We start from the raw sequence: 24,514 nt of genomic DNA, 5'->3' as shown, positions 1-24,514 counted from the left end.
GGTCCGGGCATCATTGGGACCGTTACGCGGATGACGGACTTGAGCCCCCGTGCGGTTCCCTCGGCATGGACCGGGGTTATGGCCCGGCGGCGCTGCCGCCGCGACCACTCTCAGCCTAATCATCACAGCCGAGAACCCCGCACCGCTCCACGCCACCGCGCGACGCGCATCACAGCGGAAACCGGTGCGAGCCGGACAGGGGAAGAAGCCGGCCGTCCGGCGCCGGATCAACCGGCGTTGTAGTACCGGATACTGCCCACGATCTGCTCAATGGTCTCATCGGGGAGCTCGTCCTCATACCCGATGTCGGTCATCAGCCCCCACCTCACGAGGTTGTTGTCAGGGCTGAGATAGGAAATCCCGATCACGAGTCCGTCCCGCACCGGACAGCGAGCGTCGGGGTCGTCCGGTAGCCCCGTGACCGTCGCGGTGGTGATGTGACCGGTGATGCCGTGCTCGTTGCTGAACGGCTCCGTCTCGGCGGAACTGTCGGCCTCCGCGTTCTGGTCGCAATTCGCCAGAAGGAGATTGGCTGCCAGGAGCAGGCTCGAATCCTCCGTACCGGTGGCTCCCTGGCCACCTCGCGTGCCGGCGACGGCCCGTGCGCTCAGCACGTCATCGGCACCGTCTTCCGCAGCCTCGTCCAACTCTTCCTGCGACCACTCTCCACAGGCGAAGTCCGGCAGCACCGCAGGATCGTTGAGGACGAACGCGATCCCGTCCCGCCAGTTGTCGTACTCGTCCTTCCAGGAAAGGATCGTCCCCTCCGGAGCGATGTCCCACTCGGGCGGGACATCGAACGCGGTGTATCACTGCGGGCTGGTCACCACCCGCCAGTCCTCGGCGACCACCGGGCCGATCGGCTCAGGCATCGGGGCTCTGGGGTCATCGGGCCGGCGGAGTCGGTCCGTTTCCCCGGGGCTTTCCGCCCCGGGCGCGGCTCCCTGCACCCCGCTCGCCTCCGGGCCCGGGGCGGTGAGCAGGAGCACCACGATGATCACCGTGAAGGTGAGTGCCGTGGTACCCAGGCCGATGGCCAGAGCCCGGACTCTTCCCCCGGCACCACCCGTGCCCGCGGGACCCGGCCCCGCACCAGGGATCGTCCGCATGGAGGCGGGGTCCTGGTACGGAGGGGGCCCGGTCGGATGTCCACCGGACATCATCAGAAAAGCTCATTCCCCCCGTGTGCGCATTCAGCTACTGGCGTCCAGCCGGCTGGCATGTCCCAGCAGCCCCGCCTCGCCGTCGGTGGGCACCAGACGCACCAACTGCCGCGCCCGCCGCGTGCACCACACCGTGGCGTCCTCCGCCAGCGTCGACAGTGCCTCCGTCTGCTGGGCGGGCAATCCCATCAACGGGCCGATGCGCCCCGCCTCCTGCGGTGAGACGCGCTGCACCCCCACCAGCGCCGCGTGTTCGGCCAGCCGGGGCGCGACCGGGCTCAGATAGGGCAGCAGGGTGAGCACCGGCTGCCACGGCGCCGACACCACCCGGCCGCGCGGCGGACGGATGCCGCAGTCCCGCACCACCAGCACGGGGTTGCCGAGCGTCGCCCCCAGCGGCGGCACCTTGCCCACCTCGTGCAGCGTCATCAACTCCATGCCGCCGTCGGCCGCCTGGGCCAGCCGTGTCCACAGCCGGGGCCGCCCGGTCTCCACCGCGACCCGGGTGCCGGTGCCCACCGCGCGCAGTGCCAGCACCTGCGCCGTCCACAGCCCGCCGATCAGCACGATCTCGTACGGCACGGGGTGATGGATGCCCAGCACGGCGGGACGCCCGCGGACATCGACCCCGATCACCACACCGTCGTCACCGACCGGCAGCGCGAGCCCCGCGAGTTCCTCCGCCGTCAGTACATGCCCGCCGCCCCGGCCCATCAGTGCTCGCCTCCCAGCGGCAGGGTGGCCCGCACCCCGCGCAACTGCTCGTGATCCATCCGGGTCAGCCCGACCCGTACCCCCCGCGCCGCGTGCAGCAACGCCTCGCCCGCCGCACGCAGATGATCCTCACCGCGCCCGGTGACCCGCACGTGTCCGGCCACCGACACCGACCCGGGGGCATGCCGGCGCAGTGTCAGCGCGAAGGTCGTGGCGAAGGCAGGACCCGCGGTCAGCAGCGCCACCAGACCCGACAGCGGCGCAGCTCCGGCCCCGAGCGCCGGCCAGCGGCTCACCTCGAACGTCGTGTGCCAGCGGTCGTCGCACCGCCACACCCGCGAACTCTCCGCCGTACGCCGCGGCCTGGGGCCGTCCCCCTGCCCGATCAGCGTGGTGGTCGCCGGGTTGGAGCTGGCACAGGCGGCGACCGCCGACAACAGCTCCGCCTCCGACAGCACCGTGGCCCGGAACCCCGCGCCCGTCAGCCGGCTCGCGAGCTGATCCGCGGCCCGGGTCAGCGCGCGCTGCGCGCCCTTGAGCCCGCCGCCACGTTCGGACACGGCCTCCTGACAGCGTTCGGGATCCAGCCGGAGTGCCACCCAGGTCAGACGCAGCCCGGGCGCCATCTCGTGCCCCTCCTGCCCTCCGTTGCCCAGCAGCTGGGCGTAGTTCCGCCCCGCGATCGCCTGCTGCGGCAACTGCGGTGACGGCGCGGGCTGGGTGTGCTGCACACACTGCACCGAATCCAGCAGCACACCGTCCGTCTCCAGCGCGTCCGCGAGCAGCGTCAGCGGCAACGGACTGCCCTCCCGCCCCGGTTGCAGCGGGGAGCGCGGCGCCTCCACCCGCAGCACAGCCGTCAGCCGACTGCCGTCGCCGGCCATGCCCACGTCCGCCGACCACGCGCCGGACGCCGCCGCGGCGCTGCCGGGCCGGGTGCGCTGGAACGCGTAACTGCGCAGTCCGGGCTCGCATTCGGCGGCCAGTGACAGCAGCGGATCGACACCGGGGGGCAGCGGGCCCATCGCCCGCTTCCGGCGGCGGCGCAGCGCCCAGGCCGCGCCCGCCCACGCCGGGAGCGGCCGGCCACGCCGCCGGCCCACCGCGATCAGTATCAAAGCGGCGGCGGGCACGGTCGCCGCCGCCATCAGTGCCCAGCTGTCCGCCACCCAGCCGCCCAACAGCAGGGCCACCGCCGCCTGTACACAGACCAGGGGCCACACCGCCCACCCGGGACCGGCCGCCGCGCCCGCACCACCCGAGGACGCCCGCGTACTCCTGGGCACCACCGGCTGTGCACGCTCCGGCGTCGCGGCAGGTCCCGCCGTACGCGCCCCCGTCACCGTGGTCGCCATCGTCAACGCCCCCCTCCTCCCGGTGATCAGACCGTCACCCGGCATAGTAGATGTCCACTCCGACGGTCGGCACAGCCGACCCGGACAGTTGAACCAGCCGCATGGGGGAGGAGCGCCCGGCCATGGCCTCGCGCAAGGACGAGCTGAACGCGTACACGTACGCCAAGAAGCGGAGGGTCGCCGCCTTTGTGCAACCCTCTCCCACCGGCAGCGACGAGGGCGCCCCGCGCCCCCTGCGCGCCGTGGTGCCCGGCATGGTGGTGGGCGCGCTGGTGCTGGCCGGCTTCGGCGCCTGGGGGATGTTCAAGCCGGCCGTCCCGGCGCAGTGGGACAAGCCCAACAAGAACGTCATCATCGGCAGCGAGTCCACCACCCGGTACGTCGTGCTGACCACCGACGGACGCGACCAACTGCATCCGGTGCTCAACCTCTCCTCCGCCCGGCTGCTCCTGGACCCCGACTCCTTCGACATCGTCAGCGTGAACGAACGCGAACTGGACAACGGCCGTATCCCGCACGGCGCCACCCTCGGCATCCCGTACGCCCCCGACCGGCTGCCCTCCGCCGACGACGCCGGAACGGCCAAGCGGTGGGCGGTGTGCCAGCGCCCCGGCGGGTCCGGCGGCGCCGAGGCCGGCCATGTGCAGCAGGCCGTGTTCGTCCTGGGCGACCGCGACGCCGACCGCGTCGAGGGACGGCAGCGGCTGCGCGACGGACAGGTGCTGTACGTCACCTCCACCCGCGACCAGGCCCGCTACCTCGTCGACGGAACGGGCACCAAGTACCTCATCGGCGGCCCGGACTGGGCGGACATGGCCGAGGACGAGACCGAGCTGCTGCACCGTTCCCTGGTCGGCAGCGAGCACGATCCGCAGCCCGTCACCGAGGAGTGGCTGGCCACGCTGAACGAGGGCAGCCCCATCGTCTTCCCCCAGCTGGAGGGCGCCATCGGGGAGAGCGCCGGGGTACCGGGGCTGGACCCGGATACGGATCGCGTCGGCATGGTGCTGCTCGCCCCGACCGGCGCGGGACCGCAGCACTATGTGGTGCTGCCCGGAAAGGTGGTACCGGTTTCGGAGTTCACCGCACGGCTGTTGCTGGACAGCCCGGACGCGGGTTCGCTGGGCCAGGCGAGTGGCGCGCTGGAGGTCGGCGCCCAGACGTTCACGCCCGCCCCCGCGGCCGACAGCATCGACCGCGATCACGACTGGCCGGCTGCCGCCGCCGAACAGGTCAACGCCCTGGCGGGGGACGACACTCCGCGCGAGACCGTGTGCTCCGTGCTGCGGGGCGTGGATGAGGACGACGGAAGCACCGAGCTGAGTACCTGGGCCGGCACCGGCTACCCGGCCACGATCGTGAACGAGGCGGGCAGCGCGTACGTCACTCCGGGATCCGGGCTCCTCTACCGCCAGGTACAGGGCGAACAGGCGGAGGCCGGCGGCCTGTACCTGGTCACGGACACCGGACTGCGGTACGCGGTGGACGCCGGTGCCACCACCGACAAGAGCGCCGACGACGCGCAGATCAGACTGGGTTACCGGGACGTCACCCCGGTGCCGGTGCCCGCCCACTGGTCGCAGTTCCTGCCGGTCGGACCGCGCCTGGACCGGGCGAGCGCACAGCAGCCGCAGGGCTCATGAGCGGGGGAGCGCGGATGAGACGGCTGAACGCCACAGCGGCGGCACTCGCCCTCACGGCGGGCGCCGTAATCCTGTACGTGCCGTACGGCCCCGTGGCCACCGCTCGGGCGGACGACCGGCGCTGCACCTTCCCCTCGGAACCGATCGTGGAGCAGCCCTGGTCGCTGCAACGCGTCGTGCTCGACCGGCTGTGGCAGGACACCACGGGCGAGAACGTGCGGGTGGCCGTCATCGACAGCGGTGTGGACGCGGCGAATCCGCAGCTGGCGGGCGCCGTCGACAAGGCGGCGGGCGCGGACTTCACCCCGGAGGACCCGCGCGAGGACGACGAGCCCACCCGCACGAGCCATGGGGACGGTACGACGGACACCGTCGGTCACGGCACGAAGGTGGCGGGCATCATCGCGGCCCGGCCGGACGAGGCCAGTGGCTTCGTCGGACTGGCCCCGGACGCCGTCATCATCCCGGTGCGGCAGAACGACGAGTACGGCAACGGCACCGTCGAATCGCTGGCCTGGTCGATCGACCACGCGGTGGACCAGGACGCCGACATCATCAACATCTCGCAGGACAGCGAGATACCCCTGAGCGACGACACCACCCTCAAGGTCGCCATCGACAGGGCGCTGGACGAGAACATCGTGGTGATCGCCTCGGTCGGCAACGACGGCGCGGACGGAGAGCTCAAGGAGACCTACCCCGCGGCGTACGAGGGTGTCCTGGCGGTGGCCGCCTCCGACCGCAACAACGAGCGGGCCTTCTTCTCCCAGGCCGGCGACTTCGTCGGCATCGCGGCGCCCGGTGTGGACATGGTCTCCACGGTCCCCGGCGGCGGCCAGTGCGTGGACAACGGCACCAGCTTCGCGGCCCCGTACGTCGCGGGTGTCGCCGCGCTGCTGCGCGCCAAGTACCCGGACTGGACGGCATCGCAGGTCGTCGCCCACCTCCAGCAGACGGCGGAACGCGGCATCCCGGGACCCGACCCGTACCTGGGCTGGGGCGTGGTCGACCCGGTACGGGCCCTGACGGACCCCACCGCCCCCGGCGACGCGCCGGTCCCGGACGAGCCCGCCCCACCCGCCCCGGCACCGGACATCCCGGAGCTGGAGCTGGGCGAGTCCTACGCCGCCCGCGCCGAACGCCTGGGCACCTACGTCCTGCTGACCGGCACCGTCGTGACGGCGTCGGTGGCCGGCACGGCCCTGATCCTCCGCGACCGCCGCCGGCGCCGTACCGCCGACTCCGCCACGCCCTGACCCTTCCCGGAGGCCGGCCTGTCTCATCCGCAAGACGGCTTCGGCCCAGCCATTCCCGTGCGGCCCGTCACGCAGGCGCATCCCCGGTGGGCCGCACCATTCCTGATCGCTCTGGCCCCGGCCGTGACGGCGTCGGTCGGCGGTTTGGTCTGGGCCGTTCAGCACCGGAACGAGGCCGAGCGGGCACTGCGGGCGGCAGGCGGATCGCCTCGCCCTGCCGGGCTGCCCGCGGAGCCGATCGACGCCACGCTGGCGTGGCGGGCGCCTTCACCCGACCTGAGTTCCTTCAGCGAACGGGTCGATCGTGGAGGTCTCTGGCTCCACGACAACGCCGTGGTGTGCGTCACGCCCGAGGCGTTGATGTCACACGGGCCGGCCACGGGCGAGGAACTGTGGTGTGTGCCGCTGGCCGCCGGTGTGAACGGACGCCTGTACTCTCACCGGATCGACAGCGACCGTATCGCCGTGCTCTCCGGAATGAACTGCGAACATCTGCTCGTGATCGACGTCGTGACGGGCGAGGAACACGCGAGCTTCTCACTGGAAACGGCACGGCTGGCGCAGCCTCATGCCGGGCTGGCCATCCTGGGGGACAAGGTGGTGGTGAGTTCCATCGCGGGCAGCCTCGGCTTCCGAGGGGGTCAGGAACTGTGGCGGTGGACTTTTGACGTGGAGACCGAGGGGTCGCGGATGGAGATCAGCGGAGTGATCTCCATCGATCCGCTGGTGGTCTTCGCGGAGCTGGATGGTTCTCTCCACACTTCGCGCATATACGTGGTGGAGGACACCCGGGAATCAATCCTCCGAGAAGTCAGCTACGACTTCACCGACAGGCACCATGCACCGTGCGAGAGTTCGCACATCCGGTGGTGCAACCGAGCGGTGGCCGATGGGGACTACCTCGCGCTGACCGCCAGGGGAGCTGTCGGCCTGTCGATCGTCGACCTGAGCACAGGCGATCTCGTGGGGGACGTCAGTGCCAACGGCCGGGGAAATCACCCGGTGACCGTGGTGGAGGGCGAGATCCTCGCATACCGGCCGGGCACCGAGGCACTCGCGGGCACCGTGGTGGCCATCGATCCGGAGACCCTGTTTTGGAACGAATGGTCATGGCGCTCGACGCGACGGCGGCAGCGATGGAGCACGACCTGTGGTCCAGCGAAATCAACCATGTGCGGATGTTCTGGGACATCGAGAGCCACACCTTCGTCATGGCGAGGGGCGACTACGCACCAAGCCGAGAACAGCAGCCCGGCAGTGCGCTGCTCGCGTACCGCTGATCCGAGGAAGCGGGCGCGCAGGACTACTCGATGTCGAACTCGCCGTCCCTGGCCCCGAGAACGAAGGCCTCCCACTCGGCGGCGGTGTAACGCAGCACGGTGTCCGGGTCGCTGGAGTTGCGCATGCCGACACCGCCACCGGGGAGGTAGGCGATCTCGACCCGCTCCTCCTCCGGGCTGCCCGGGGCGCTCAGCCACTCCACACCCGAGATGTCCAGCGCGTACAGCTCGTTCTTCTCGCGCTCCTTGCGAGCGGCGATCTCGGCCTCGGTCTCCGTCCCGGACATCGGCGGAGGCTCCCTTCTTCCCTCAACGCTGTGGTCTGAGGGCGATCGTAACGCAGCGCACCCGCGCGCGGACTATCGGCTGCGCAAGAGCCATTCGGCGACCAGGACGAGGACGAAGCCGGTCACCAGGACCGCCATCCCCAGCCGGGTCCGGCCACGGCGGCTCATCTCGATGACGGCGCCCGACAGGACGAAGGCGGCCCCGTACAGGCCGAGAGACACCAGGGAGGAACCGTCACCGAGTTGCATGACGAGCACCACCGCCATCACGGTCATCGCCGCCGCAGCGATGCCCATGCGAAGCCGTCTGGCCTGCCGCGGGGTGAGTCCCTGTGGTGTCGAAGTCACGTCAAGAGCATAGACGTTCGGTGTGCCTCGGTACTCAGTGCCGTGGATGAGTATCCGCACGGATGTCCGGGCCGGGAACCGTCACTAGTCTCACTCGCGTGGTTACCCACGTGTCTGCCCGATGTAGCTCCCGCATAAGATGGGCTACGAACGGCGATGGAGGGGGCACGGGGGGTAGAGGGAACGATGGGGGTGGGGTATGCCTGACGAAAACAGCCCGGCGGTGGACCTGGTCGTCTCCCCGGAGGCACTGGGATCGTTCCGGGGCCGACTGGATGATGTGTTGACCACCACGCAGGCCGCGGGGCTGACGCCCTCACTGATGGCCGACCTGCGCATGGACCAGGCCAACTACGGCGGTCTCATTCCGGGGATGACGCAGATCGCCCACGAATTCGGCCACGCGGTGGACCGGCTGGAGGCGTTCGTACGGATCCAGCAGGACCTGATCGAGGCCCTGACCATCGCGACGCTGATCTCGGAACGAGGCTTCGAGAACGTCGAAGCGGAACAACGGCAGCGCCTCCAGCAGATCATGTCCCATCTGGCGGAGGACTACACGCCACCGCCACCGGTCACCGATGAGGATCTCTACGGTCGGCCGGGACTCACGCCCTTGCCCTAGAGGGTGCTGTTGACGGAGTACGCAGGAGAACGAGGAGAAGTGGTTGTATGAGTGGAGAAGGAACGGGCGGCGGCGGCGGTGGTGTACAGGCCGGTCTCACGGTCCAGGATCTGGTTCCCGATCTGGCCGAGGCGAGTTCGGCATTCGAGACCTTGAGGCAGAAGACCGAGAACGTCCGCCAGGAATCGGTCGCGGTGTGGGGCGGCCCCTCGGGACAGGCGTTCCGTGAGGCGCAGGCAAAAGCGGCCCAGCGGCTTCACGAGATCAGCAGCAGCCTCCAGGTCATGTCCGATCTGCTGAACGACAGCCTGCAGAACCTCGGCGAAACGGAACTGGAGCAGCTGAACCAGATGCGTCGGGTGGAGAGCAGCATCGACGACGCGCCGGCGACTCCGATCATGTACTGATACGGGCACCTTGACCCGACGCGGGAGGGAGAGCACATGAGCAACGACGGAACGATGATGCGGTACGGGGGCGTCCTCGAGAAGGCCGCGGAGATCACCCGGAACGCCGAAGGCATGAAAGAGCATGTCGAATACCTGGTGGGGGAGGTGCGCCGCGTTTCGGAAGTGTGGGAGGGCTCCACGAAGGAGGCCTTCCTCTTCCAGCAGCAGCGCATGCGCGCGGCCATCGAGGCTCTCGCGGAGATCCAGAACAACACATCGACGCGCGCGGGCGACGCGACGACCGCTTTCCAGTACATCGACGCGCTCGGCGGCAGGGGCTTCGCCGGGCCCTGAAGCGTGACCCGCACACATGGGTGGGGCTCCGGAACTCCGGAGCCCCACCCATGTTCTGTTCGGCGGTCGGGAGGCCGGGCCCGCCCGGGACGGACGGCCCGTCCCGGGCCCGGCTCACTCCTCCGGGAGCCAGCCCACCTGAATGAGCCGGGGACCGCCCTTGCGGGTGACCAGGGTTCCGCGGCCGGGAGGGAGGGAACGGGCCCGGACGCCCGGGAGGACCTCCCCCTCGGACCGGTTGCTGGAAAGCACCAGCCCCTGGGCGCCCAGTTCGCGCAGCCGCTGCAGGAAGGGGTCGAACATGGCGCGGGAGACGCCGGCGGAGTTGCGGGCGATGATGAACCGTACGCCGGTGTCCCGCGCGTAGGGGAGCAGATCCACCAACTGGGCCAGCGGATGGTTCGATCCCGTGGCGACCAGGTCGAAGTCGTCGATGATCACGAACGCGACCGGGCCCTCCCACCAGCGGCCGGCTCGCAGCTGCTGGGGTGTGATGTCGGTCGGCGGCAGGCGGTTCTCCATGAGGCCACGGGTCGCCTTCATGTCGGCCGACAGCTTGGGGCCCATCGTGCCGTAGGTGCCGATGTACTCCTCCGGCACCGCGCCCAGCAGGGACCGGCGGTAGTCACCGACCAGGAAGCGGGCCTCCTTCGGCGGGTAACGGTCGCAGATCTGACGCACCAGCATGCGGAGCGCCGCCGTCTTTCCCGACTCCCCCTCGCCGAAGACGAGGAGAAAGGGTTCCTGGTCGAAGTCCAGGAAGACAGGCCGCAGATCCTCTTCGCCGACGCCGATGGCCAATCCGGGATCGCCCGCGGCACCGCGGGGGAGGTCGGACGCCGGAAGGAGCCGTGGCAGCAGCCGCACCTGCGGCGCCGGCGGGTGCGCCCACGCGTCCTGGACGGCCTTCACCAGCACCGCGGTCCCCTCCGACAGTTCGTCGGGGGACCTTCCGCCGTGCAGCCGGGGCAGCGCCGCCATCCAGTGGAGCTTGTCGGGGGTCTGCCCCCGGCCGGGGGCGTTCGTCGGGACGGCCGCCGCCACCTTGCGGTCGAAGTCCGAGTCCATGGTGTCGCCCAGCCGCAGCTCCAGACGGTTGGCCAGCTGATCCCGCATCGCGCCGAGCAGGTCCATGTTCCGGGACACCGTCACGATCACATGGATGCCGTATCCCAGGCCCCGGGTGGACAGATCCGTGACCGTGGGCATCAGGGTCATGTCGTAGTCCTGCTTGAACGCCGCCCAGCCGTCGACCACCAGGAAGACATCTCCCCAGGACTCGTCCGCCAGTTCGCCCATGGCGCGCAGCCGCCGGTACGTCGCGATGGAGTCGATGTTCCGCTGCCGGAACAGCTCCTCGCGCCTGGCCAGGATGCCCGCCACCTCCGAGACCGTGCGGCGGACCCGGTCCGCGTCCAGCCGGGAGGCGATGCCGCCGACATGAGGGAGCCCGGCCAGCGACGACAGCCCGCCGCCACCGAAGTCGAGTCCGTAGAACTGCACTTCCCGCGGCGTGTGCGTCAGCGCGAAGGACGTGATGAGGGTGCGCAGCAGTGTGGACTTGCCGGACTGCGGGCCGCCCACGATCAGCATGTGGCCGCCGGCTCCCGAGAAGTCGCGGTGAAATACCTCGCGGCGCTGCTCGAAGGGCTTGTCGACCTGTCCCAGCGGAACCACCAGGTTGCCGGTGGCGCCCCGCGCCTGCAGACCGCGTTCCGGGGTGGACACCAGCTCCGGCAGCAACTCGTCCAGCGTCGCCGCCGAGTCCAGTGGGGGCAGCCAGACCTGGTGGGCCGAGGGGCCCTGCCCCTCCAGTCGGCGCACGATCACGTCCAGGACCGTGTCCGCCAGGGCGTCGTCCTGCGGGGCCGGTTCGGTGGCCGCCATCGCCGTGCGCGGGTCGGGTTCCGCGTGGCGGACCGGGACCGGGGCCGCCGTGAACAGCACTGGATGACGCTGCATGGGGGCCGGGCCCGAGGGCGCGGGCTTCGCCGGACCCTCGCGGTAGGCGCCCGAGACGTACGCGGCCTTGAAGCGGACCATCTCCTCGGTGCCCGACTTCAGGATGCCCGAGCCCGGGATCTGCGGCAGGTGGTACGCGTCGGGCACCCCGATCGCCGTGCGGGACTCCGCGGCCGAGAACGTCCGCAGGCCGATCCGGTACGACAGATAGGTGTCCAGGCCCTTCAGCCTGCCCTCCTCCAGACGCTGCGAGGCCAGCAGCAGATGCACGCCCAGCGAGCGGCCGATGCGGCCGATCTGGATGAACATGTCGATGAAGTCCGGCATCGCCGTCAGCAGTTCGGAGAACTCGTCGATCACCAGCACCAGCGAGGACAGTGGCACCAGCGGAGCGCCCGCCGCCCGCGCCTTCTCGTAGTCCTGCAGGTTCGCGTAGTTGCCCGCCGCCCGCAGCAGTTCCTGGCGGCGCTGGAGTTCGCCCCGGATGGAGTCGCCCATGCGGTCCACCAGCGTCAGGTCGTCCGACAGGTTGGTGATCACCGCCGAGACGTGCGGTAGTTGCGCCATGCCCGCGAACGTCGCGCCGCCCTTGAAGTCCGCCAGGACGAAGTTCAGTGTCTCCGAGGTGTGGGTGACGGCAAGCCCCAGCACCAGCGTGCGCAGCAGCTCCGACTTGCCGGAGCCGGTCGCGCCCACGCACAGGCCGTGCGGGCCCATGCCCTCCTGCGCGGCCTCCTTCAGGTCCAGCATCACCGGCTGGCCGCTCTCGTCCACCCCGATCGGCACCCGCAGCCGCTCCCCGGCCGACCGCGGCCGCCAGGTGCGCGAGACGTCCACCGCCGCCGGGTCGCCGAGCCCCAGCAGGTCGCCGAAGTCCAGCTCGGCCAGCAGCGGCTCGTCCTCCTCGGCGCCCGTGCTCAGCCGCAGCGGCGCCAGCTGTCGCGCCAGCGCCTCGGCCGCCGCCACCGGCAGCTGGTCGGGCTCGCCGTCGAAGGACACCCCGTCTCCCGCGTCGAAGCGCAGCGACCCCGCCGCGCACCGCACCGAGAGCCGGCCCCTGGCCGGTTCCGGCTCGCCCGGCAGGACCTCCACCACCGTGACGCCCTGCAGCCCCTCCGCCGACGCGAACGCCGAATGCGGCGGTACCCGTACGCCGTCCAGGACCAGCACCACGTGCGGCTGGTCGAGCACCGGCTTGCCGTTCGCGGAGAACCGGCCCCGGCCCTCCAGGCGTTCGGTCAGCTCCTCCTCCAGCTCCGTGACCCCGCGGGCGATCAGCCGCCGCGAACCCGCCCCGTCCACCGACGGCAGCTGGACGTGGGGGAGCCACTTCGCCCACTCCCATGCGTCCGCCGCGCCGGCCGAGCACGCCACCGCAACGGTCACGTCCTGCGGCGAGTGCAGCGCCGTCAGCGACGCCACCAGCGCACGCGCCGTCCCCCGCGCCGCCTCCACGTCCCCCGCCAGCACCACCTGGTAGAAGCCGCGCAGCGACACCGCCATCGGCAGCCCCGACACGGTGCCGTGCGTCGCCAGGAACCGCCGCATCGCGCCCGCCGTCAGCGGCTCCAGCTCGTCCACCGGCGCGGTCTGCGGCGGCACCAGCGGCGTGGCCAGGCCGTGTTCGCCCAGACCCAGCCGCACCTGTCCGAAGTCCCCGTCACCCGGGCGCCGTTCCCACAGCCGGCTGCCCTCGGCGACCAGCGCCCACAGCTGCTCGGGCGCCGGGTGCAGATACAGCTGCGCGTCCCGCTGCGCCCGGGCCGTGCCCCACACCGCGCGCCGGGTCCGTGCCAGGTACCGCAGGTAGTCCCGCCGCAGCTGGCCCATCTGCCCCTGTGTGCCGCGCCGGTGGCGGATGATCATCGCCACCACCATGGCGCCGGTCGACACCATCATCAGCATGCCCATGATCCGCATGAACGGATGGGCGTTCGGCATGAAGAAGAACACCACGGAGGAGCCCATGCCCAGCATCGGCATGAGCTGCATCAGTACGCCGTCCTGCTGCCCCTTGGGCAGTTCCGGCGGCGGCTGCACCGCCACTTCCTCGCCCGGCACCTCGGCCGGCAGCGTACGCGGCGGACGTTTCACAATGATCTGGCTCATACGGCCCCCCGATCCGGCAACCCCTCGGCGCCGCCCGATCCTACTGACCGGCCCCAGGAGTACAGCCGGTAGGGTGACCAACGCAGTCCGTGCGCAAGCCCGTCCGCGCGCATCTTGGGGGAATCACACGTGAACTCGACAGCGGCCACCGGCTTCTGCCGCGTCACCGTCGCCGCGCCCGACAGCCGGATCGACGTGGCGCTGCCGGAGGACATGCCTCTGGCCGACCTCTACGCCCAGCTACTCCAGCTCACCGGCCAGGCACCCGCCGAGGGTGCCCCCGTCGGCTACCATCTCGTGCGCCGTGACGGAAGCGTTCTGGACGGCTCCCGCACCCTGGCCGCGCAGCGCGTCCTGGACGGCGAGGTGCTCGTCCTGCGCCCGGTCGCCGACGCCCTGCCGCCCCCGGTGCACGACGACGTCAGCGAAGCCGTCGCCGACGCCGTCACCCACGACCGCGCCCTGTGGCAGGACCAGCGGCTGCGCACCGCGGGGCTGACCGGCGCCGCCGTCCTCACCACCCTGGCCGCCGCCGTGCTGTGGTACGCCGACCCGGTGCGCCACGACCTGCACGGCCTGCCCGGGATCATCGCCGGGGTGCTGGCCGTCCTGCTGATCTCCTTCAGCGTGGTGCGCGCCCGGGTGTACGGCGACCGGCCCGCCGCCGTGGCGTTCGGCCTCGCCGCCCTTCCGCACGGGCTGATCGCGGGCACTGGCGCCCTGCCGCTGGCCGACGGGCACGGCGTGGGCCGTCTCGAACTGCTGCTGGGCTGCGTCGCCGTCCTGGTGCTGTCCGTCGTCGCCGCGGCGGCCCTGCCCGACGCCGCCGCCCCGTTCGTGGCCACCACCACCGCGGCCCTCATCGGCACCCTCGCCACCTTCGCCGCGATCGTGGCCGACGCCCGCCCGGTGTCCGCCGCAGCGCTCACCGCGCCCGTCGCCATCGGCGCCCTCGGCTTCCTGCCGGGACTGTCCGCGGCGCTCGTCCGGCTGCCCATCGGCTACGAGGCCCCGCGCGCCGACTTCGACACCGCGGACCCCGACCGGCCCGCGCCGCCCGAGAGCCCCGTCGACGCCGAGCGGATAGCCGCCCAGGCCCGCCTCGGCCACCAGATCCTGCTCGGCCTCACCGCCGGCTGCGCCATCGCCGCCACCACCGCCGTCGCCGTGCTGGGCTTCTCCTCCAGCGGCTGGGGTCAGCTGCTCGCCCTGGCCACCGCGGGCACCCTGCTGACCCGCTCCCGGCTCTTCCGGTACGCCGTCCAGGTGTCCGTGCTGCTGACGGCCGGCCTCGCCGCGTTCGCCCTGCTGGTCACCGGCTTCCTGCTGCACCCGCCCGCCGGCGCGGTGCGCGACCTGCTGGCCGGTGACAGCACCGCGCTCGACCTGCGCACCCTGTGGCTGACCGCCGTCCTCGCCGCCGCCGCGGCCGTCCTGACCGCGATCGCGCTCATCGTGCCGCGCGCCGGGCTCACCCCCTTCTGGGGACGGGCCCTGGATCTCACCGAGTCCGCGCTGCTGCTGTCCCTGATCCCGCTGTGCCTGGCCGTCCTCGGGATCTACGCCCGTGCGCGCGGGCTGACCAGCGACTGACGAACCGGTTGGGCGCGGGGGAAGGCCGCACAAAGGGAACAACCGGTCAGGACCACCCCGGCCCGGCTGATAGGGTGTCGTGCGCCCGGTGAGTTGTCTTTCACCATCCCTGTGCCCCTGTGAAGAAGACCAGGGGCCGCTTCCGGGCCGATTCCATGAGGAGTACGTGTGTCGTCGCTCGATGCCGCCACGAAGCAGAAGATCATCGCGGATTTCGCCACCAAGGAGGGTGACACCGGTTCCCCCGAGGTCCAGGTGGCGCTGCTGTCCCGCCGTATCTCGGACCTGACCGAGCACCTGAAGACCCACAAGCACGACCACCACTCCCGCCGCGGCCTGCTGCTGCTGGTCGGCCAGCGCCGCCGGCTGCTCCAGTACCTGGCCAAGAAGGACATCCAGCGCTTCCGCAGCCTGGTGGAGCGTCTCGGCATCCGCCGCGGCGCGGCGGGCGCCCGCTAAGACGTCGGAGAGGGAGCGGCCACCGCTGGCGGGGCCGCTCCCTTCGCCGTATCCGGCCCGGCAGGCACCCCGGCGGGCGACCGCCCGACGCGGAAACCGGGCCCCCGGACCGATGCCTTTGTAGGCTGGTCCCACCACTGCACAACGACAGAGCATGAGGCGGAGCGCCTTCTCATCCGTCGCCGGTCCTCGGTAGTGGCCCCCGGGCGACTTCCCGGGAGCTTCGATCGATGGCCGGCCCGTACGGAGGTGCTCCACCGATTGACGTCCCGCCCGGTCACACCCGGCGGGGCGAGAAACAGGAGACATCCCAGGTGGAGAACGAAACCCACTACGCCGAGGCCGTCATCGACAACGGCGCCTTCGGCACCCGCACCATCCGCTTCGAGACCGGCCGCCTCGCGCGGCAGGCCGCCGGTTCCGCCGTGGCCTACCTGGACGACGACACCATGGTGCTGTCGGCCACCACCGCCTCGAAGAAGCCGAAGGACCAGCTGGACTTCTTCCCGCTGACCGTCGACGTCGAGGAGCGGATGTACGCCGCCGGGAAGATCCCCGGCTCCTTCTTCCGGCGCGAGGGCCGCCCCTCCGAGGACGCCATCCTCACCTGCCGGCTGATCGACCGCCCGCTGCGCCCCTCCTTCAAGAAGGGCCTGCGCAACGAGATCCAGGTCGTCGAGACGATCATGGCGCTCAACCCCGACCACCTGTACGACGTGGTCGCCATCAACGCCGCCTCCTGCTCCACGCAGCTGGCCGGCCTGCCCTTCTCCGGCCCCATCGGCGGTACCCGGGTCGCGCTGATCCAGGGCCAGTGGGTGGCCTTCCCCACCCACAGCGAGCTGGAGAACGCCGTCTTCGACATGGTCGTCGCCGGCCGGGTGCTTCCCGACGGTGACGTCGCGATCATGATGGTCGAGGCCGAGGCCACCGAGAAGACCATCGAGCTGGTCAAGGGCGGTGCCGCCGCGCCGACCGAGGAGGTCGTCGCCGCCGGTCTCGAGGCCGCCAAGCCCTTCATCAAGGTGCTGTGCCGCGCCCAGTCCGACCTCGCCGCCAAGGCCGCCAAGCCCACCGGCGAGTTCCCGGTCTTCCTGGACTACGAGGACGACGTCTTCGAGGCGCTGTCCGCCGCGGTCCGCGACGAGCTGGCCCAGGCGCTGACCATCGCCGGCAAGCAGGAGCGCGAGAGCGAGCTCGACCGCGTCAAGGTCGTGGCCGCCGAGAAGCTGCTGCCCCAGTTCGAGGGCCGCGAGAAGGAGATCTCCGCCGCGTACCGCTCGCTCACCAAGCAGCTGGTCCGTGAGCGCGTCATCAAGGACAAGGTCCGCATCGACGGCCGCGGTGTCACCGACATCCGTACGCTGGCCGCCGAGGTCGAGGCCATCCCGCGGGTGCACGGTTCGGCCCTCTTCGAGCGCGGCGAGACCCAGATCCTGGGTGTCACCACGCTCAACATGCTCCGCATGGAGCAGCAGCTGGACACCCTCTCCCCGGTGACCCGCAAGCGCTACATGCACAACTACAACTTCCCGCCCTACTCCACCGGTGAGACCGGCCGGGTCGGCTCCCCCAAGCGCCGCGAGATCGGCCACGGGGCGCTCGCCGAGCGCGCGCTGGTGCCGGTGCTGCCCACCCGCGAGGAGTTCCCCTACGCCATTCGGCAGGTCTCCGAGGCGCTGGGCTCCAACGGCTCGACCTCCATGGGGTCGGTCTGCGCCTCCACCATGTCGCTGCTGAACGCCGGTGTGCCGCTCAAGGCCCCCGTCGCCGGTATCGCCATGGGCCTGATCTCCCAGGAGATCGAGGGCGAGACCCACTACGTCACCCTCACCGACATCCTCGGTGCGGAGGACGCCTACGGCGACATGGACTTCAAGGTCGCCGGCACCAAGCAGTTCGTGACCGCCCTCCAGCTGGACACCAAGCTGGACGGCATCCCGGCCTCGGTTCTGGCCGCCGCGCTCAAGCAGGCCCGCGACGCCCGCCTCCACATCCTCGATGTGATGGGCGAGGCCATCGACGTGCCCGACGAGATGTCCCCGAACGCCCCGCGGATCATCACCGTGAAGATCCCCGTGGACAAGATCGGTGAGGTCATCGGCCCCAAGGGCAAGATGATCAACCAGATCCAGGAGGACACCGGCGCCGACATCACCATCGAGGACGACGGCACCATCTACATCGGTGCCGCCGACGGCCCGGCCGCCGAGGCCGCCCGCGCCACGATCAACGGCATCGCCAACCCGACGATGCCCGAGGTCGGCGAGCGGTACCTGGGCACCGTGGTGAAGACCACCACCTTCGGTGCCTTCGTCTCCCTGCTCCCCGGCAAGGACGGACTGCTGCACATCTCGCAGATCCGCAAGCTCGCCGGTGGCAAGCGCGTGGAGAACGTCGAGGACGTTCTGGGCGTGGGCCAGAAGGTCCAGGTCGAGATCGCCGAGATCGACCAGCGTGGCAAGCTCTCGCTGATCCCCGTCATGGAGGACGAGGCCGCCGAGGACACCGCCGAGAAGGACGCTGCCGACCAGTGACGCGTACCCCCGGTACCAGGACGGCCCGCCCCACCGCACCGGTGGGGCGGGCCGTGCCCTGTCCGCACGCCGTGACCGTCCCGCGGCCCTCGGCCGGGGGCGCCCCCACCGGGGGCGGCGGCGCCGTCCGCAAGACCGTGCTCCCCGGCGGCCTGCGCGTCGTCACCGAGACCGTGCCCTCCGTGCGCTCGGTCTCCTTCGGCATCTGGGCCGCGGTCGGCTCCCGGGACGAGACCCCGGCGCTGGCCGGCGCCACCCACTACCTCGAACACGTGCTGTTCAAGGGCACCGAGCGGCGCAGCGCGCTGGAGATCTCCTCCGTCGTCGAGGCGGTCGGCGGTGAGATGAACGCCTTCACCACGAAGGAGTTCACCTGCTACTACGCCCGGGTGCTGGACAGCGATCTGCCGCTGGCCGTCGACGTCGTGTGCGACATGCTCACCTCCTCGGTCATCGACCCGGCGGAGGTGGAGGCCGAGCGGAACGTCATCCTCGAAGAGATCGCCATGACGGACGACGATCCGGGCGACGGTGTCCATGACCTCTTCGCCCAGACCCTGCTGGGCGACACCCCGCTGGGCCGCCCGGTGCTGGGCACCGAGGAGACCGTCGGGGCCCTCACCCGGGAGCAGATCGCGCGCTTCTACCGGCGGCACTACGACCCCACCCGGCTGGTCGTCACCGCGGCCGGCAACCTCGACCACGACACCGTCGTGGAGCAGGTGCGGGCCGCCTTCGACCGGGCCGGCGCGCTGGGAACGGCGGACGCGAGCCCGCTGGACCCGCGCGGCGGCGCACGGCTGATCCGTACGGCGGGTGCCGTCGACGTCCAGGAGCGGGCGACCGAGCAGGCACACCTGATCCTGGGCATGCCGGGCGTCTCCCGGCACGACGAGCGGCGCTGGGCGCTGGCCGTCCTGTCCACGGCGCTGGGCGGCGGCATGTCCTCGCGGCTGTTCCAGGAGGTACGGGAGCGCCGCGGGCTGGCCTACAGCGTGTACGCGCACACCTCCGGGTACGCCGACTGCGGCCTGTTCGGGGTGTACGCCGGCTGCCGCCCCGAGCGGCTGGGCGATGTGCTGGCGATCTCCCGCGAGACGCTGGCCGACATCGCCGAGCACGGACTGGGCGAGGAGGAGACCCGGCGGGCGATCGGTCAGCTGGCCGGCTCCACGGTGCTGGGCCTGGAGGACACCGGCGCCCTGATGCACCGGCTCGGCAAGAGCGAGGTGTGCTGGGGCGAGCAGCTGTCGGTGACCGGTCTGCTGGAGCGGTACCGGGCGGTGACCCCGGACGAGGTGCGGGAGGTGGCGGCCCAGGTGCTCGGCCACAAGCCCTCGCTGTCCGTCATCGGTCCGCTGAAGGACAAGCACACCGCCAAGCTGCACGAGGCCATGGCCTGAGCACGAGAAGCGGACGAGAGCGGAAGAGCGGAAGAGAACGAATGAGCAAGCTGCGCGTCGCCGTCCTGGGAGCCCGCGGGCGAATGGGCTCCGAGGCGGTACGGGCCGTCGGGGCCGCCGAAGACCTGGAGCTGGTCGCGGAACTCGGCCGGGGGGACCGGCTGGAGACGCTGACCGGGACGGGGGCCCAGGTCGCCATCGACCTGACCCACCCCGACGCGGTGATGGACAACCTGGAGTTCTGCGTCCGGCACGGCATCCACGGCGTGGTCGGCACCACCGGGTTCACCGAGGAACGGCTTGGTCTGCTGCGTACCTGGCTGGCCGGATCCCCCGGCACCGGGGTGCTGATCGCGCCGAATTTCGGCATCGGCGCCGTGCTCACCATGCACTTCGCCCAGCAGGCCGCCCGGTTCTTCGAATCGGTGGAGGTCGTCGAGCTGCATCACCCGCACAAGGCCGACGCCCCCAGCGGCACGGCCGTGCGCACCGCCCAGCTGATCGCCCGCGCCCGTGCGGACGCGAAGCTGACGGCCCAGCCCGACGCCACGAGCACCGCGCTGGAGGGCGCCCGCGGCGCCGACGTGGACGGGGTGCCGGTGCACGCGGTCCGGCTGCGCGGCCTGGTGGCCCACCAGGAAGTGCTGTTCGGCGACGAGGGGGAGATCTTCACCCTGCGCCACGACTCCATGAACCGTGGCTCGTTCATGCCCGGGGTGCTGCTGGGCGTGCGCCGCGTCACGGGCGCGCCGGGCCTGACCCTGGGCCTGGAGCACTTCATGGATCTGGACCGCTAGCGATGGCGGGAAAGATCGGCTACGCGCTGGTGTCGGTGCTGCTCGTCGGCTATTTCGTGCTGGCCGGGCACCGCGGGGTGGTGCTGATCGGGCAGGGCACCTGGGTGACGGTCCCGTTCGGGATCGCCGTGCTGGTGATGCCACTGATCGGTGCCTGGTTCCTGTGGCGTACCACCCGCTTCGCGCGGGACGCCGGGAAGCTGGCCAAGGAGTTGGAGGCCGAGGGCGGGCTGCCGGTGGACGATCTGCCGCGTACCCCCAGCGGCCGGGTCGAGCAGGCGGCGGCCGACGCCGCGTTCGCGGAGCGGCAGGCGGAGGCGGAGGCGAATCCCCGCGATTGGCGCTGCTGGTTCCGCCTGGCCCTGGCGTACCACGACGCCCGGGACACCCCGCGCGCCCGCAAGGCCATGGAGCACGCGATCGCGCTGCGGGCGGGCCGGGCCTGAGACGGGAAGGACCGCGGCCCGGTACGGCGGTGTGCCGTACCGGGCCGCGGTCCGTGTGCCGGGCGGACGTCAGTGGCGGTGCTCGGCGGCCCAGGCCTCCAGGACGTCGGCGGCGCGCTCGAAGGCCTTCCGCCGGCTGAGGAAGTCCGCGCTGTGGTCGGTGAGCAGCGGCCGCAGGGGCTCACCGCGGCGCGGCTCGATGTGGATGGACTGGCCCTGTACGGTGCGCGGCAGTCCGAGCCAGCGCACCGGCTGCTGGACGGTGGAGACCCGTTCGATCTCCCGCCAGCGCAGCGTCCGGGTGCTCAGCAGGCCCACCCGGCGCAGTCCGCGCGGGCTGACCCAGATGCCCATGCGCAGGACGCGCAGGGCGAAGGCTATGGAGACGGCCGCGATGACCAGGGTGACCCCGGCCGCGCCGACGGTGCCGGCGATGGCGATGATCAGCGCGGAGATCAGCAGGTACGCCGAGAGCAGCAGGGCCAGTGCGGAGACCGCCACCCGCTGCGGGCCGAGCCGGTAGGGGCGGCGCCACTGATCGGCTCCGGCGTGGGGGAGGGATGCGTCCGACGTGGTGGAGTCGAAGTCACGGTCGGCCGCGAGAAAGGGCAGGGGCAAGGCTCGTCCTCGTTCGTGTCACGTTCGCCGCTGGCAGTGCACGGGTGAGGTTATCGCGCTCAGGAACCCTCGGCCGCCTCCGGTGTCACGGCGGTGGTCCCGTGCTCCACGTCGAGGGCGGGCCGGGCCAGCAGTACGGCCCCGACCAGGGCGGACAGCAGGGCGAGGCCCAGGAGCGCGCGGGTGACGAGGACGCCGATCGTCAGCTGTCGCATACCCTCTCCTTCCCCTAAATGGCCCCAAAACAAAAATATCAGCCGAACAGTCCGACTCGGCCCGTCGGTCCTGGTCTGTCCGGTCGCCGACGGGACTGTCGGCGGCGGCCCGTAGGGTGGGCCCCGCTACTCGCAGTACGTTCCTGAAAGGGCCCGCCGGTGACCGATACACCCAGTTTCCGCAGTGATGTGACCGTCGAACTGGTCAAGCACAGCGCCTCCGACACCGATGTGCTGTGGGCGGCCCGTGTCTCCACCGCGGGGGAGCAGTCACTCGAAGAGGTCAGCAAGGACCCCGAGCGGTCCAAGGGGCTGATCAACTATCTGATGCGGGACCGGCACGGCAGCCCGTTCGAGCACAACTCCATGACCTTCTTCGTCAGCGCGCCGATCTTCGTCTTCCGCGAGTTCCATCGGCACCGGGTCGGCTGGTGCCTGGCCGGTGACACGGAGGTGACGCTCGAGAGCGAGGCCGGTCATCTCCACCGCCGGAAGATCAGCGATCTCTACCAGCAGTGGCACCACGGAGTCCAGGACCGGTTGCCGTGGTCGGCGGGCGGGGTCACCTGGCACGCGAAGGCCGGTAAGTGGATGGCCCAAGTCGGACATCAGGGCGCCCAGCACTATCTCGGACTGTACGAGAACCGTGAGGCCGCGCAGAGCGCGGTGCTGGAATTCCGTGAACAGCACCCGTCCACCCGTCTGCGCAAACTCGACTCCGTGCGGCGCAATCATGTGCGCTGCTACGACGAGGACACCCTGATGGCCCAGCGGGCGCCCATCACGGACGTGATCGAGTCGGGCGTGAAACAGCTCATCAAAATCTCCACGGCGAGTGGCCGCAGCCTCCGTTGCTCCGTCGACCACGCCATTCTCACCCCCGAGGGCTGGGCGAAGGCCGGAGAGTTGGCGGTGGGCGACGCGGTCATGGTGGCAGCAACCGCGCCCAGGCCGTCGGAACGGTTGGTGCCGCCCAGTCTGCGCCGGGGCATCGGAGTGTGGACCTCGATGCAGCGTGAGCGGCTCATCGCGGACACGGACCGCTGTCATCTGTGTGGCGAGGCGTATCCCAGGGAAGCCCTTGCCCTGGACCACGTCGTCCCAGTGGCGGAGAACCTGCGTGCCGCTCTCGACGAAACGAACCTCGCGCCGGCCTGCCAGGACTGCCACACGCGCAAGAGCGCGACCGAACAGAAGCTGGCTCGGCGGGGCGGCAAGCTCGCGGTGGCCAAGCCGGACCCGATCGTCTCCGTCGCACCGGATGCCGAGGAAATGACCTACGACCTGTCGGTCGAGGGGCCGTGGCACAACTTCCTCGCCAATGGGGTGGTCGTCCACAACTCCTACAACGAGGAGAGCGGAAGGTACCGGGAGCTGGAGCCGGTGTTCTACATCCCGGGTGAGGACCGCAAGCTGGTGCAGCGCGGCCGGCCGGGCAAGTACGAGTTCGTCGACGGCACCCCCGAGCAGCACGCGGCGCTCGGCAAGACCATGGAGGACTCCTACCGGCAGTCCTACGCGGCCTACCGGGAAATGCTCGCCGACGGGGTCGCGCGCGAGGTGGCCAGGGCCACGCTGCCGGTCGGGCTGTTCTCCACGATGTACGCCACCTGCAACGCCCGCTCACTCATGCACTTCCTCGGGCTGCGCACCCAGCACGAACAGGCCACGGTGCCCTCCTTCCCGCAGCGTGAGATCGAGATGGTCGCGGAGAAGATGGAGGCGGAGTGGGCGCGGCTGATGCCACTGACGTACGCGGCCTTCAACGCCAATGGCCGAGTGGCCCCGTAGCCTCGGCCCCCCGGGGCGCCCGGGTGCCCGAAAAGCTGAGCGAAGTGTCCGTATTGCGACATTTCGAGAAGTTCATTTAGGGTGATTGAACGGACCCCGGCGCTGTCTGAACCCCCGAGCAGGCAGCGCCGGGATCCACATGTAGGGCATCCCGGTGGATCGCGGGACGCCGAGCTGCGAGTAGCGTGGTTCCCATGGCTCCGACCTCCACACCCCTCACACCCTTCGGACGGGTGCTGACCGCGATGGTCACGCCGTTCACCCCGGACGGCTCGCTGGATCTCGACGGCGCGCAGCGACTCGCCGCCCACCTGGTGGACGCCGGCAATGACGGCCTGATCGTCAATGGCACCACCGGCGAATCCCCGACCACCTCCGACGCGGAGAAAGCCCAGCTCGTGCGCGCCGTGGTCGAGGCGGTCGGAGACCGTGCCCACGTGGTGGCCGGAGCGGGCACCAACGACACCCGGCACAGCCTGGCGCTGGCCCGCGCCGCCCAGGAGGCCGGGGCGCACGGCATCCTCGCCGTCACCCCGTACTACAACAAGCCCCCGCAGGAGGGCCTGGTCCAGCACTTCACCGCCATCGCGGACGCCACCGAGCTGCCGGTGATGCTCTACGACATTCCCGGGCGCAGTGGGGTGCCGATCAACACCGAGACGATGGTGCGGCTGGCCGAGCACCCGCGTATCGTGGCCAACAAGGACGCCAAGGGCGACCTGGGGCGGGCGAGCTGGGCCATCGCCACCACGGGTCTCGCCTGGTACTCGGGCGATGACATGCTGAACCTGCCGCTGCTGTCGGTGGGCGCCGTCGGCTTCGTCTCCGTGGTGGGCCATGTGGTCACCCCCGAGCTGCGCTCCCTGGTGAACGCCTACACCGGCGGCGACGTCGCCAAGGCCACGGAGATCCACCAGAAGCTGCTCCCCGTCTTCACCGGGATGTTCCGCACCCAGGGTGTGATCACCTCCAAGGCGGCCCTCGGCTTCCAGGGTCTGCCCGGCGGTCCGCTGCGGCTCCCGATGGTCGGGCTCACCGACGAGGAAACCGAACAGCTCAAGCGGGATCTGGCCGCCGGCGGGGTACAGATCTGAGAACCCAGACTTCGCAAGACCAGCAGCACCAGCACAACGAGCGGCACCGATCAGGTTCGCCCGGCACGGCAGTACC

The 24,514-nt window shown here is 70.9% G+C and carries 23 protein-coding genes and 1 pseudogene; 15 read left to right on the top strand and 9 right to left on the bottom strand.

Going from position 1 to position 24,514, the window contains the following annotated elements:
* Nucleotides 1-227 precede the first annotated feature (227 nt).
* From H7827_RS05620 to eccE, 4 genes are all read right to left on the bottom strand, one after another.
* Nucleotides 228-689 carry a hypothetical protein gene (locus H7827_RS05620; RefSeq protein WP_432743131.1) on the bottom strand — a complete coding sequence of 154 codons (462 nt, stop codon included), beginning with the start codon at nucleotides 687-689 and terminating at the stop codon, nucleotides 228-230.
* Nucleotides 690-809: 120 nt separating this feature from the next.
* Nucleotides 810-1,109: a hypothetical protein gene (locus tag H7827_RS05615; protein WP_432743129.1), complete on the bottom strand. Its 300-nt coding sequence runs from the start codon at nucleotides 1,107-1,109 to the stop codon at nucleotides 810-812.
* Between the two features lie 84 nt (nucleotides 1,110-1,193).
* On the bottom strand, nucleotides 1,194-1,877 hold the full coding sequence (locus H7827_RS05610; protein WP_432743127.1) for a hypothetical protein: 684 nt from the start codon (nucleotides 1,875-1,877) through the stop codon (nucleotides 1,194-1,196).
* Nucleotides 1,877-3,232, bottom strand: a complete 1,356-nt coding sequence (gene eccE / locus H7827_RS05605) for a type VII secretion protein EccE (protein ID WP_432747941.1) — start codon at nucleotides 3,230-3,232, stop codon at nucleotides 1,877-1,879. The genes H7827_RS05610 and eccE overlap by 1 nt, the downstream gene beginning before the upstream one ends.
* A gap of 122 nt (nucleotides 3,233-3,354) precedes the next feature.
* Here eccE and eccB point away from each other — a divergent pair, with 122 nt between their 5' ends.
* From eccB to H7827_RS05590, 3 genes are all read left to right on the top strand, one after another.
* A complete protein-coding gene (eccB, locus tag H7827_RS05600) occupies nucleotides 3,355-4,875 on the top strand; it encodes a type VII secretion protein EccB (protein ID WP_432743125.1) in 1,521 nt (506 codons plus the stop codon).
* A gap of 14 nt (nucleotides 4,876-4,889) precedes the next feature.
* A complete protein-coding gene (mycP, locus tag H7827_RS05595) occupies nucleotides 4,890-6,131 on the top strand; it encodes a type VII secretion-associated serine protease mycosin (RefSeq protein ID WP_432743123.1) in 1,242 nt (413 codons plus the stop codon).
* Nucleotides 6,132-7,240: 1,109 nt separating this feature from the next.
* Complete coding sequence (locus H7827_RS05590) at nucleotides 7,241-7,411, top strand: hypothetical protein (RefSeq protein ID WP_432743121.1); 171 nt, start codon at nucleotides 7,241-7,243, stop codon at nucleotides 7,409-7,411.
* Nucleotides 7,412-7,434: 23 nt separating this feature from the next.
* On the opposite strand, the gene H7827_RS05585 is transcribed toward H7827_RS05590, so the two are convergent.
* Both H7827_RS05585 and H7827_RS05580 read right to left on the bottom strand, forming a co-directional pair.
* Nucleotides 7,435-7,698: a DUF397 domain-containing protein gene (locus tag H7827_RS05585; protein ID WP_030738130.1), complete on the bottom strand. Its 264-nt coding sequence runs from the start codon at nucleotides 7,696-7,698 to the stop codon at nucleotides 7,435-7,437.
* 72 nt (nucleotides 7,699-7,770) lie between these two features.
* Entirely contained in the window at nucleotides 7,771-8,046 is a 276-nt protein-coding gene (locus H7827_RS05580; RefSeq protein WP_053116276.1) for a hypothetical protein, read from the bottom strand.
* Nucleotides 8,047-8,245: 199 nt separating this feature from the next.
* Here H7827_RS05580 and H7827_RS05575 point away from each other — a divergent pair, with 199 nt between their 5' ends.
* The 3 genes from H7827_RS05575 to H7827_RS05565 are packed head-to-tail and all read left to right on the top strand — an operon-like array spanning nucleotide 8,246 to nucleotide 9,414.
* A complete protein-coding gene (locus H7827_RS05575) occupies nucleotides 8,246-8,671 on the top strand; it encodes a hypothetical protein (protein ID WP_432743118.1) in 426 nt (141 codons plus the stop codon).
* A gap of 47 nt (nucleotides 8,672-8,718) precedes the next feature.
* Nucleotides 8,719-9,078, top strand: a complete 360-nt coding sequence (locus H7827_RS05570; RefSeq protein WP_432743116.1) for a WXG100 family type VII secretion target — start codon at nucleotides 8,719-8,721, stop codon at nucleotides 9,076-9,078.
* A gap of 36 nt (nucleotides 9,079-9,114) precedes the next feature.
* A complete protein-coding gene (locus tag H7827_RS05565) occupies nucleotides 9,115-9,414 on the top strand; it encodes a WXG100 family type VII secretion target (RefSeq protein WP_432743114.1) in 300 nt (99 codons plus the stop codon).
* Between the two features lie 114 nt (nucleotides 9,415-9,528).
* On the opposite strand, the gene eccCa is transcribed toward H7827_RS05565, so the two are convergent.
* Complete coding sequence (gene eccCa, locus H7827_RS05560) at nucleotides 9,529-13,485, bottom strand: type VII secretion protein EccCa (RefSeq protein ID WP_432743112.1); 3,957 nt, start codon at nucleotides 13,483-13,485, stop codon at nucleotides 9,529-9,531.
* Nucleotides 13,486-13,614: 129 nt separating this feature from the next.
* Between eccCa and eccD the strand changes: the two genes are divergently transcribed.
* From eccD to H7827_RS05530, 6 genes are all read left to right on the top strand, one after another.
* Nucleotides 13,615-15,078 carry a type VII secretion integral membrane protein EccD gene (gene eccD, locus H7827_RS05555; protein ID WP_432743110.1) on the top strand — a complete coding sequence of 488 codons (1,464 nt, stop codon included), beginning with the start codon at nucleotides 13,615-13,617 and terminating at the stop codon, nucleotides 15,076-15,078.
* A 168-nt stretch (nucleotides 15,079-15,246) separates the two neighbouring features.
* Nucleotides 15,247-15,537 carry a 30S ribosomal protein S15 gene (rpsO, locus tag H7827_RS05550; RefSeq protein WP_030738110.1) on the top strand — a complete coding sequence of 97 codons (291 nt, stop codon included), beginning with the start codon at nucleotides 15,247-15,249 and terminating at the stop codon, nucleotides 15,535-15,537.
* 314 nt (nucleotides 15,538-15,851) lie between these two features.
* Nucleotides 15,852-18,074, top strand: coding sequence for a polyribonucleotide nucleotidyltransferase (locus H7827_RS05545; protein WP_432743108.1), 2,223 nt, complete (start codon nucleotides 15,852-15,854; stop codon nucleotides 18,072-18,074).
* Nucleotides 18,071-19,477 carry a M16 family metallopeptidase gene (locus tag H7827_RS05540; protein ID WP_432743106.1) on the top strand — a complete coding sequence of 469 codons (1,407 nt, stop codon included), beginning with the start codon at nucleotides 18,071-18,073 and terminating at the stop codon, nucleotides 19,475-19,477. Before H7827_RS05545 ends, H7827_RS05540 begins: the two co-directional genes overlap by 4 nt.
* A 41-nt stretch (nucleotides 19,478-19,518) precedes the next feature.
* On the top strand, nucleotides 19,519-20,274 hold the full coding sequence (dapB, locus tag H7827_RS05535) for a 4-hydroxy-tetrahydrodipicolinate reductase (RefSeq protein ID WP_432743104.1): 756 nt from the start codon (nucleotides 19,519-19,521) through the stop codon (nucleotides 20,272-20,274).
* A 2-nt stretch (nucleotides 20,275-20,276) separates the two neighbouring features.
* The gene (locus H7827_RS05530) at nucleotides 20,277-20,720 is read left to right on the top strand and encodes a hypothetical protein (RefSeq protein ID WP_386542047.1); all 444 of its coding nucleotides are present in this window, start codon (nucleotides 20,277-20,279) and stop codon (nucleotides 20,718-20,720) included.
* Nucleotides 20,721-20,789: 69 nt separating this feature from the next.
* Here the strand turns inward: H7827_RS05530 and H7827_RS05525 are convergent, their stop codons facing one another.
* Nucleotides 20,790-21,338 carry a hypothetical protein gene (locus H7827_RS05525; RefSeq protein WP_200363711.1) on the bottom strand — a complete coding sequence of 183 codons (549 nt, stop codon included), beginning with the start codon at nucleotides 21,336-21,338 and terminating at the stop codon, nucleotides 20,790-20,792.
* A 59-nt stretch (nucleotides 21,339-21,397) separates the two neighbouring features.
* Nucleotides 21,398-21,553, bottom strand: coding sequence for a hypothetical protein (locus H7827_RS05520; protein WP_158708085.1), 156 nt, complete (start codon nucleotides 21,551-21,553; stop codon nucleotides 21,398-21,400).
* A gap of 159 nt (nucleotides 21,554-21,712) precedes the next feature.
* On the opposite strand from H7827_RS05520, the pseudogene H7827_RS05515 reads away from it, so the two are divergent.
* The 3 genes and pseudogenes from H7827_RS05515 to dapA all read left to right on the top strand — a co-directional run.
* Nucleotides 21,713-21,985 (top strand): annotated as a pseudogene (locus tag H7827_RS05515) (FAD-dependent thymidylate synthase); the annotation flags it as partial.
* A gap of 159 nt (nucleotides 21,986-22,144) precedes the next feature.
* Entirely contained in the window at nucleotides 22,145-23,344 is a 1,200-nt protein-coding gene (gene thyX, locus H7827_RS05510; protein ID WP_432747940.1) for an FAD-dependent thymidylate synthase, read from the top strand.
* Between the two features lie 194 nt (nucleotides 23,345-23,538).
* Complete coding sequence (gene dapA, locus H7827_RS05505) at nucleotides 23,539-24,438, top strand: 4-hydroxy-tetrahydrodipicolinate synthase (RefSeq protein ID WP_046724970.1); 900 nt, start codon at nucleotides 23,539-23,541, stop codon at nucleotides 24,436-24,438.
* Nucleotides 24,439-24,514 lie beyond the last annotated feature (76 nt).

The sequence above is a fragment of the Streptomyces sp. JH002 genome (assembly GCF_050916115.1).
In the GTDB taxonomy this organism is placed as follows: domain Bacteria; phylum Actinomycetota; class Actinomycetes; order Streptomycetales; family Streptomycetaceae; genus Streptomyces; species Streptomyces xiamenensis.
This window is presented reverse-complemented; position numbering and strand designations above follow the sequence as displayed.

Bases quoted from the DNA above. Each gene is read 5' to 3' on its own strand.
- eccCa (WP_432743112.1), bottom strand. From the start codon at position 13,485: ATGAGCCAGATCATTGTGAAACGTCCGCCGCGTACGCTGCCGGCCGAG.
- H7827_RS05585 (WP_030738130.1), bottom strand. From the start codon at position 7,698: ATGTCCGGGACGGAGACCGAGGCCGAGATCGCCGCTCGCAAGGAGCGC.
- H7827_RS05530 (WP_386542047.1), top strand. From the start codon at position 20,277: ATGGCGGGAAAGATCGGCTACGCGCTGGTGTCGGTGCTGCTCGTCGGC.
- H7827_RS05590 (WP_432743121.1), top strand. From the start codon at position 7,241: ATGGCGCTCGACGCGACGGCGGCAGCGATGGAGCACGACCTGTGGTCC.
- H7827_RS05565 (WP_432743114.1), top strand. From the start codon at position 9,115: ATGAGCAACGACGGAACGATGATGCGGTACGGGGGCGTCCTCGAGAAG.
- dapB (WP_432743104.1), top strand. From the start codon at position 19,519: ATGAGCAAGCTGCGCGTCGCCGTCCTGGGAGCCCGCGGGCGAATGGGC.
- eccE (WP_432747941.1), bottom strand. From the start codon at position 3,232: ATGGCGACCACGGTGACGGGGGCGCGTACGGCGGGACCTGCCGCGACG.
- thyX (WP_432747940.1), top strand. From the start codon at position 22,145: ATGGCCCAAGTCGGACATCAGGGCGCCCAGCACTATCTCGGACTGTAC.
- mycP (WP_432743123.1), top strand. From the start codon at position 4,890: ATGAGACGGCTGAACGCCACAGCGGCGGCACTCGCCCTCACGGCGGGC.
- H7827_RS05615 (WP_432743129.1), bottom strand. From the start codon at position 1,109: ATGCGGACGATCCCTGGTGCGGGGCCGGGTCCCGCGGGCACGGGTGGT.
- H7827_RS05575 (WP_432743118.1), top strand. From the start codon at position 8,246: ATGCCTGACGAAAACAGCCCGGCGGTGGACCTGGTCGTCTCCCCGGAG.
- eccB (WP_432743125.1), top strand. From the start codon at position 3,355: ATGGCCTCGCGCAAGGACGAGCTGAACGCGTACACGTACGCCAAGAAG.
- H7827_RS05570 (WP_432743116.1), top strand. From the start codon at position 8,719: ATGAGTGGAGAAGGAACGGGCGGCGGCGGCGGTGGTGTACAGGCCGGT.
- dapA (WP_046724970.1), top strand. From the start codon at position 23,539: ATGGCTCCGACCTCCACACCCCTCACACCCTTCGGACGGGTGCTGACC.
- H7827_RS05610 (WP_432743127.1), bottom strand. From the start codon at position 1,877: ATGGGCCGGGGCGGCGGGCATGTACTGACGGCGGAGGAACTCGCGGGG.
- H7827_RS05520 (WP_158708085.1), bottom strand. From the start codon at position 21,553: ATGCGACAGCTGACGATCGGCGTCCTCGTCACCCGCGCGCTCCTGGGC.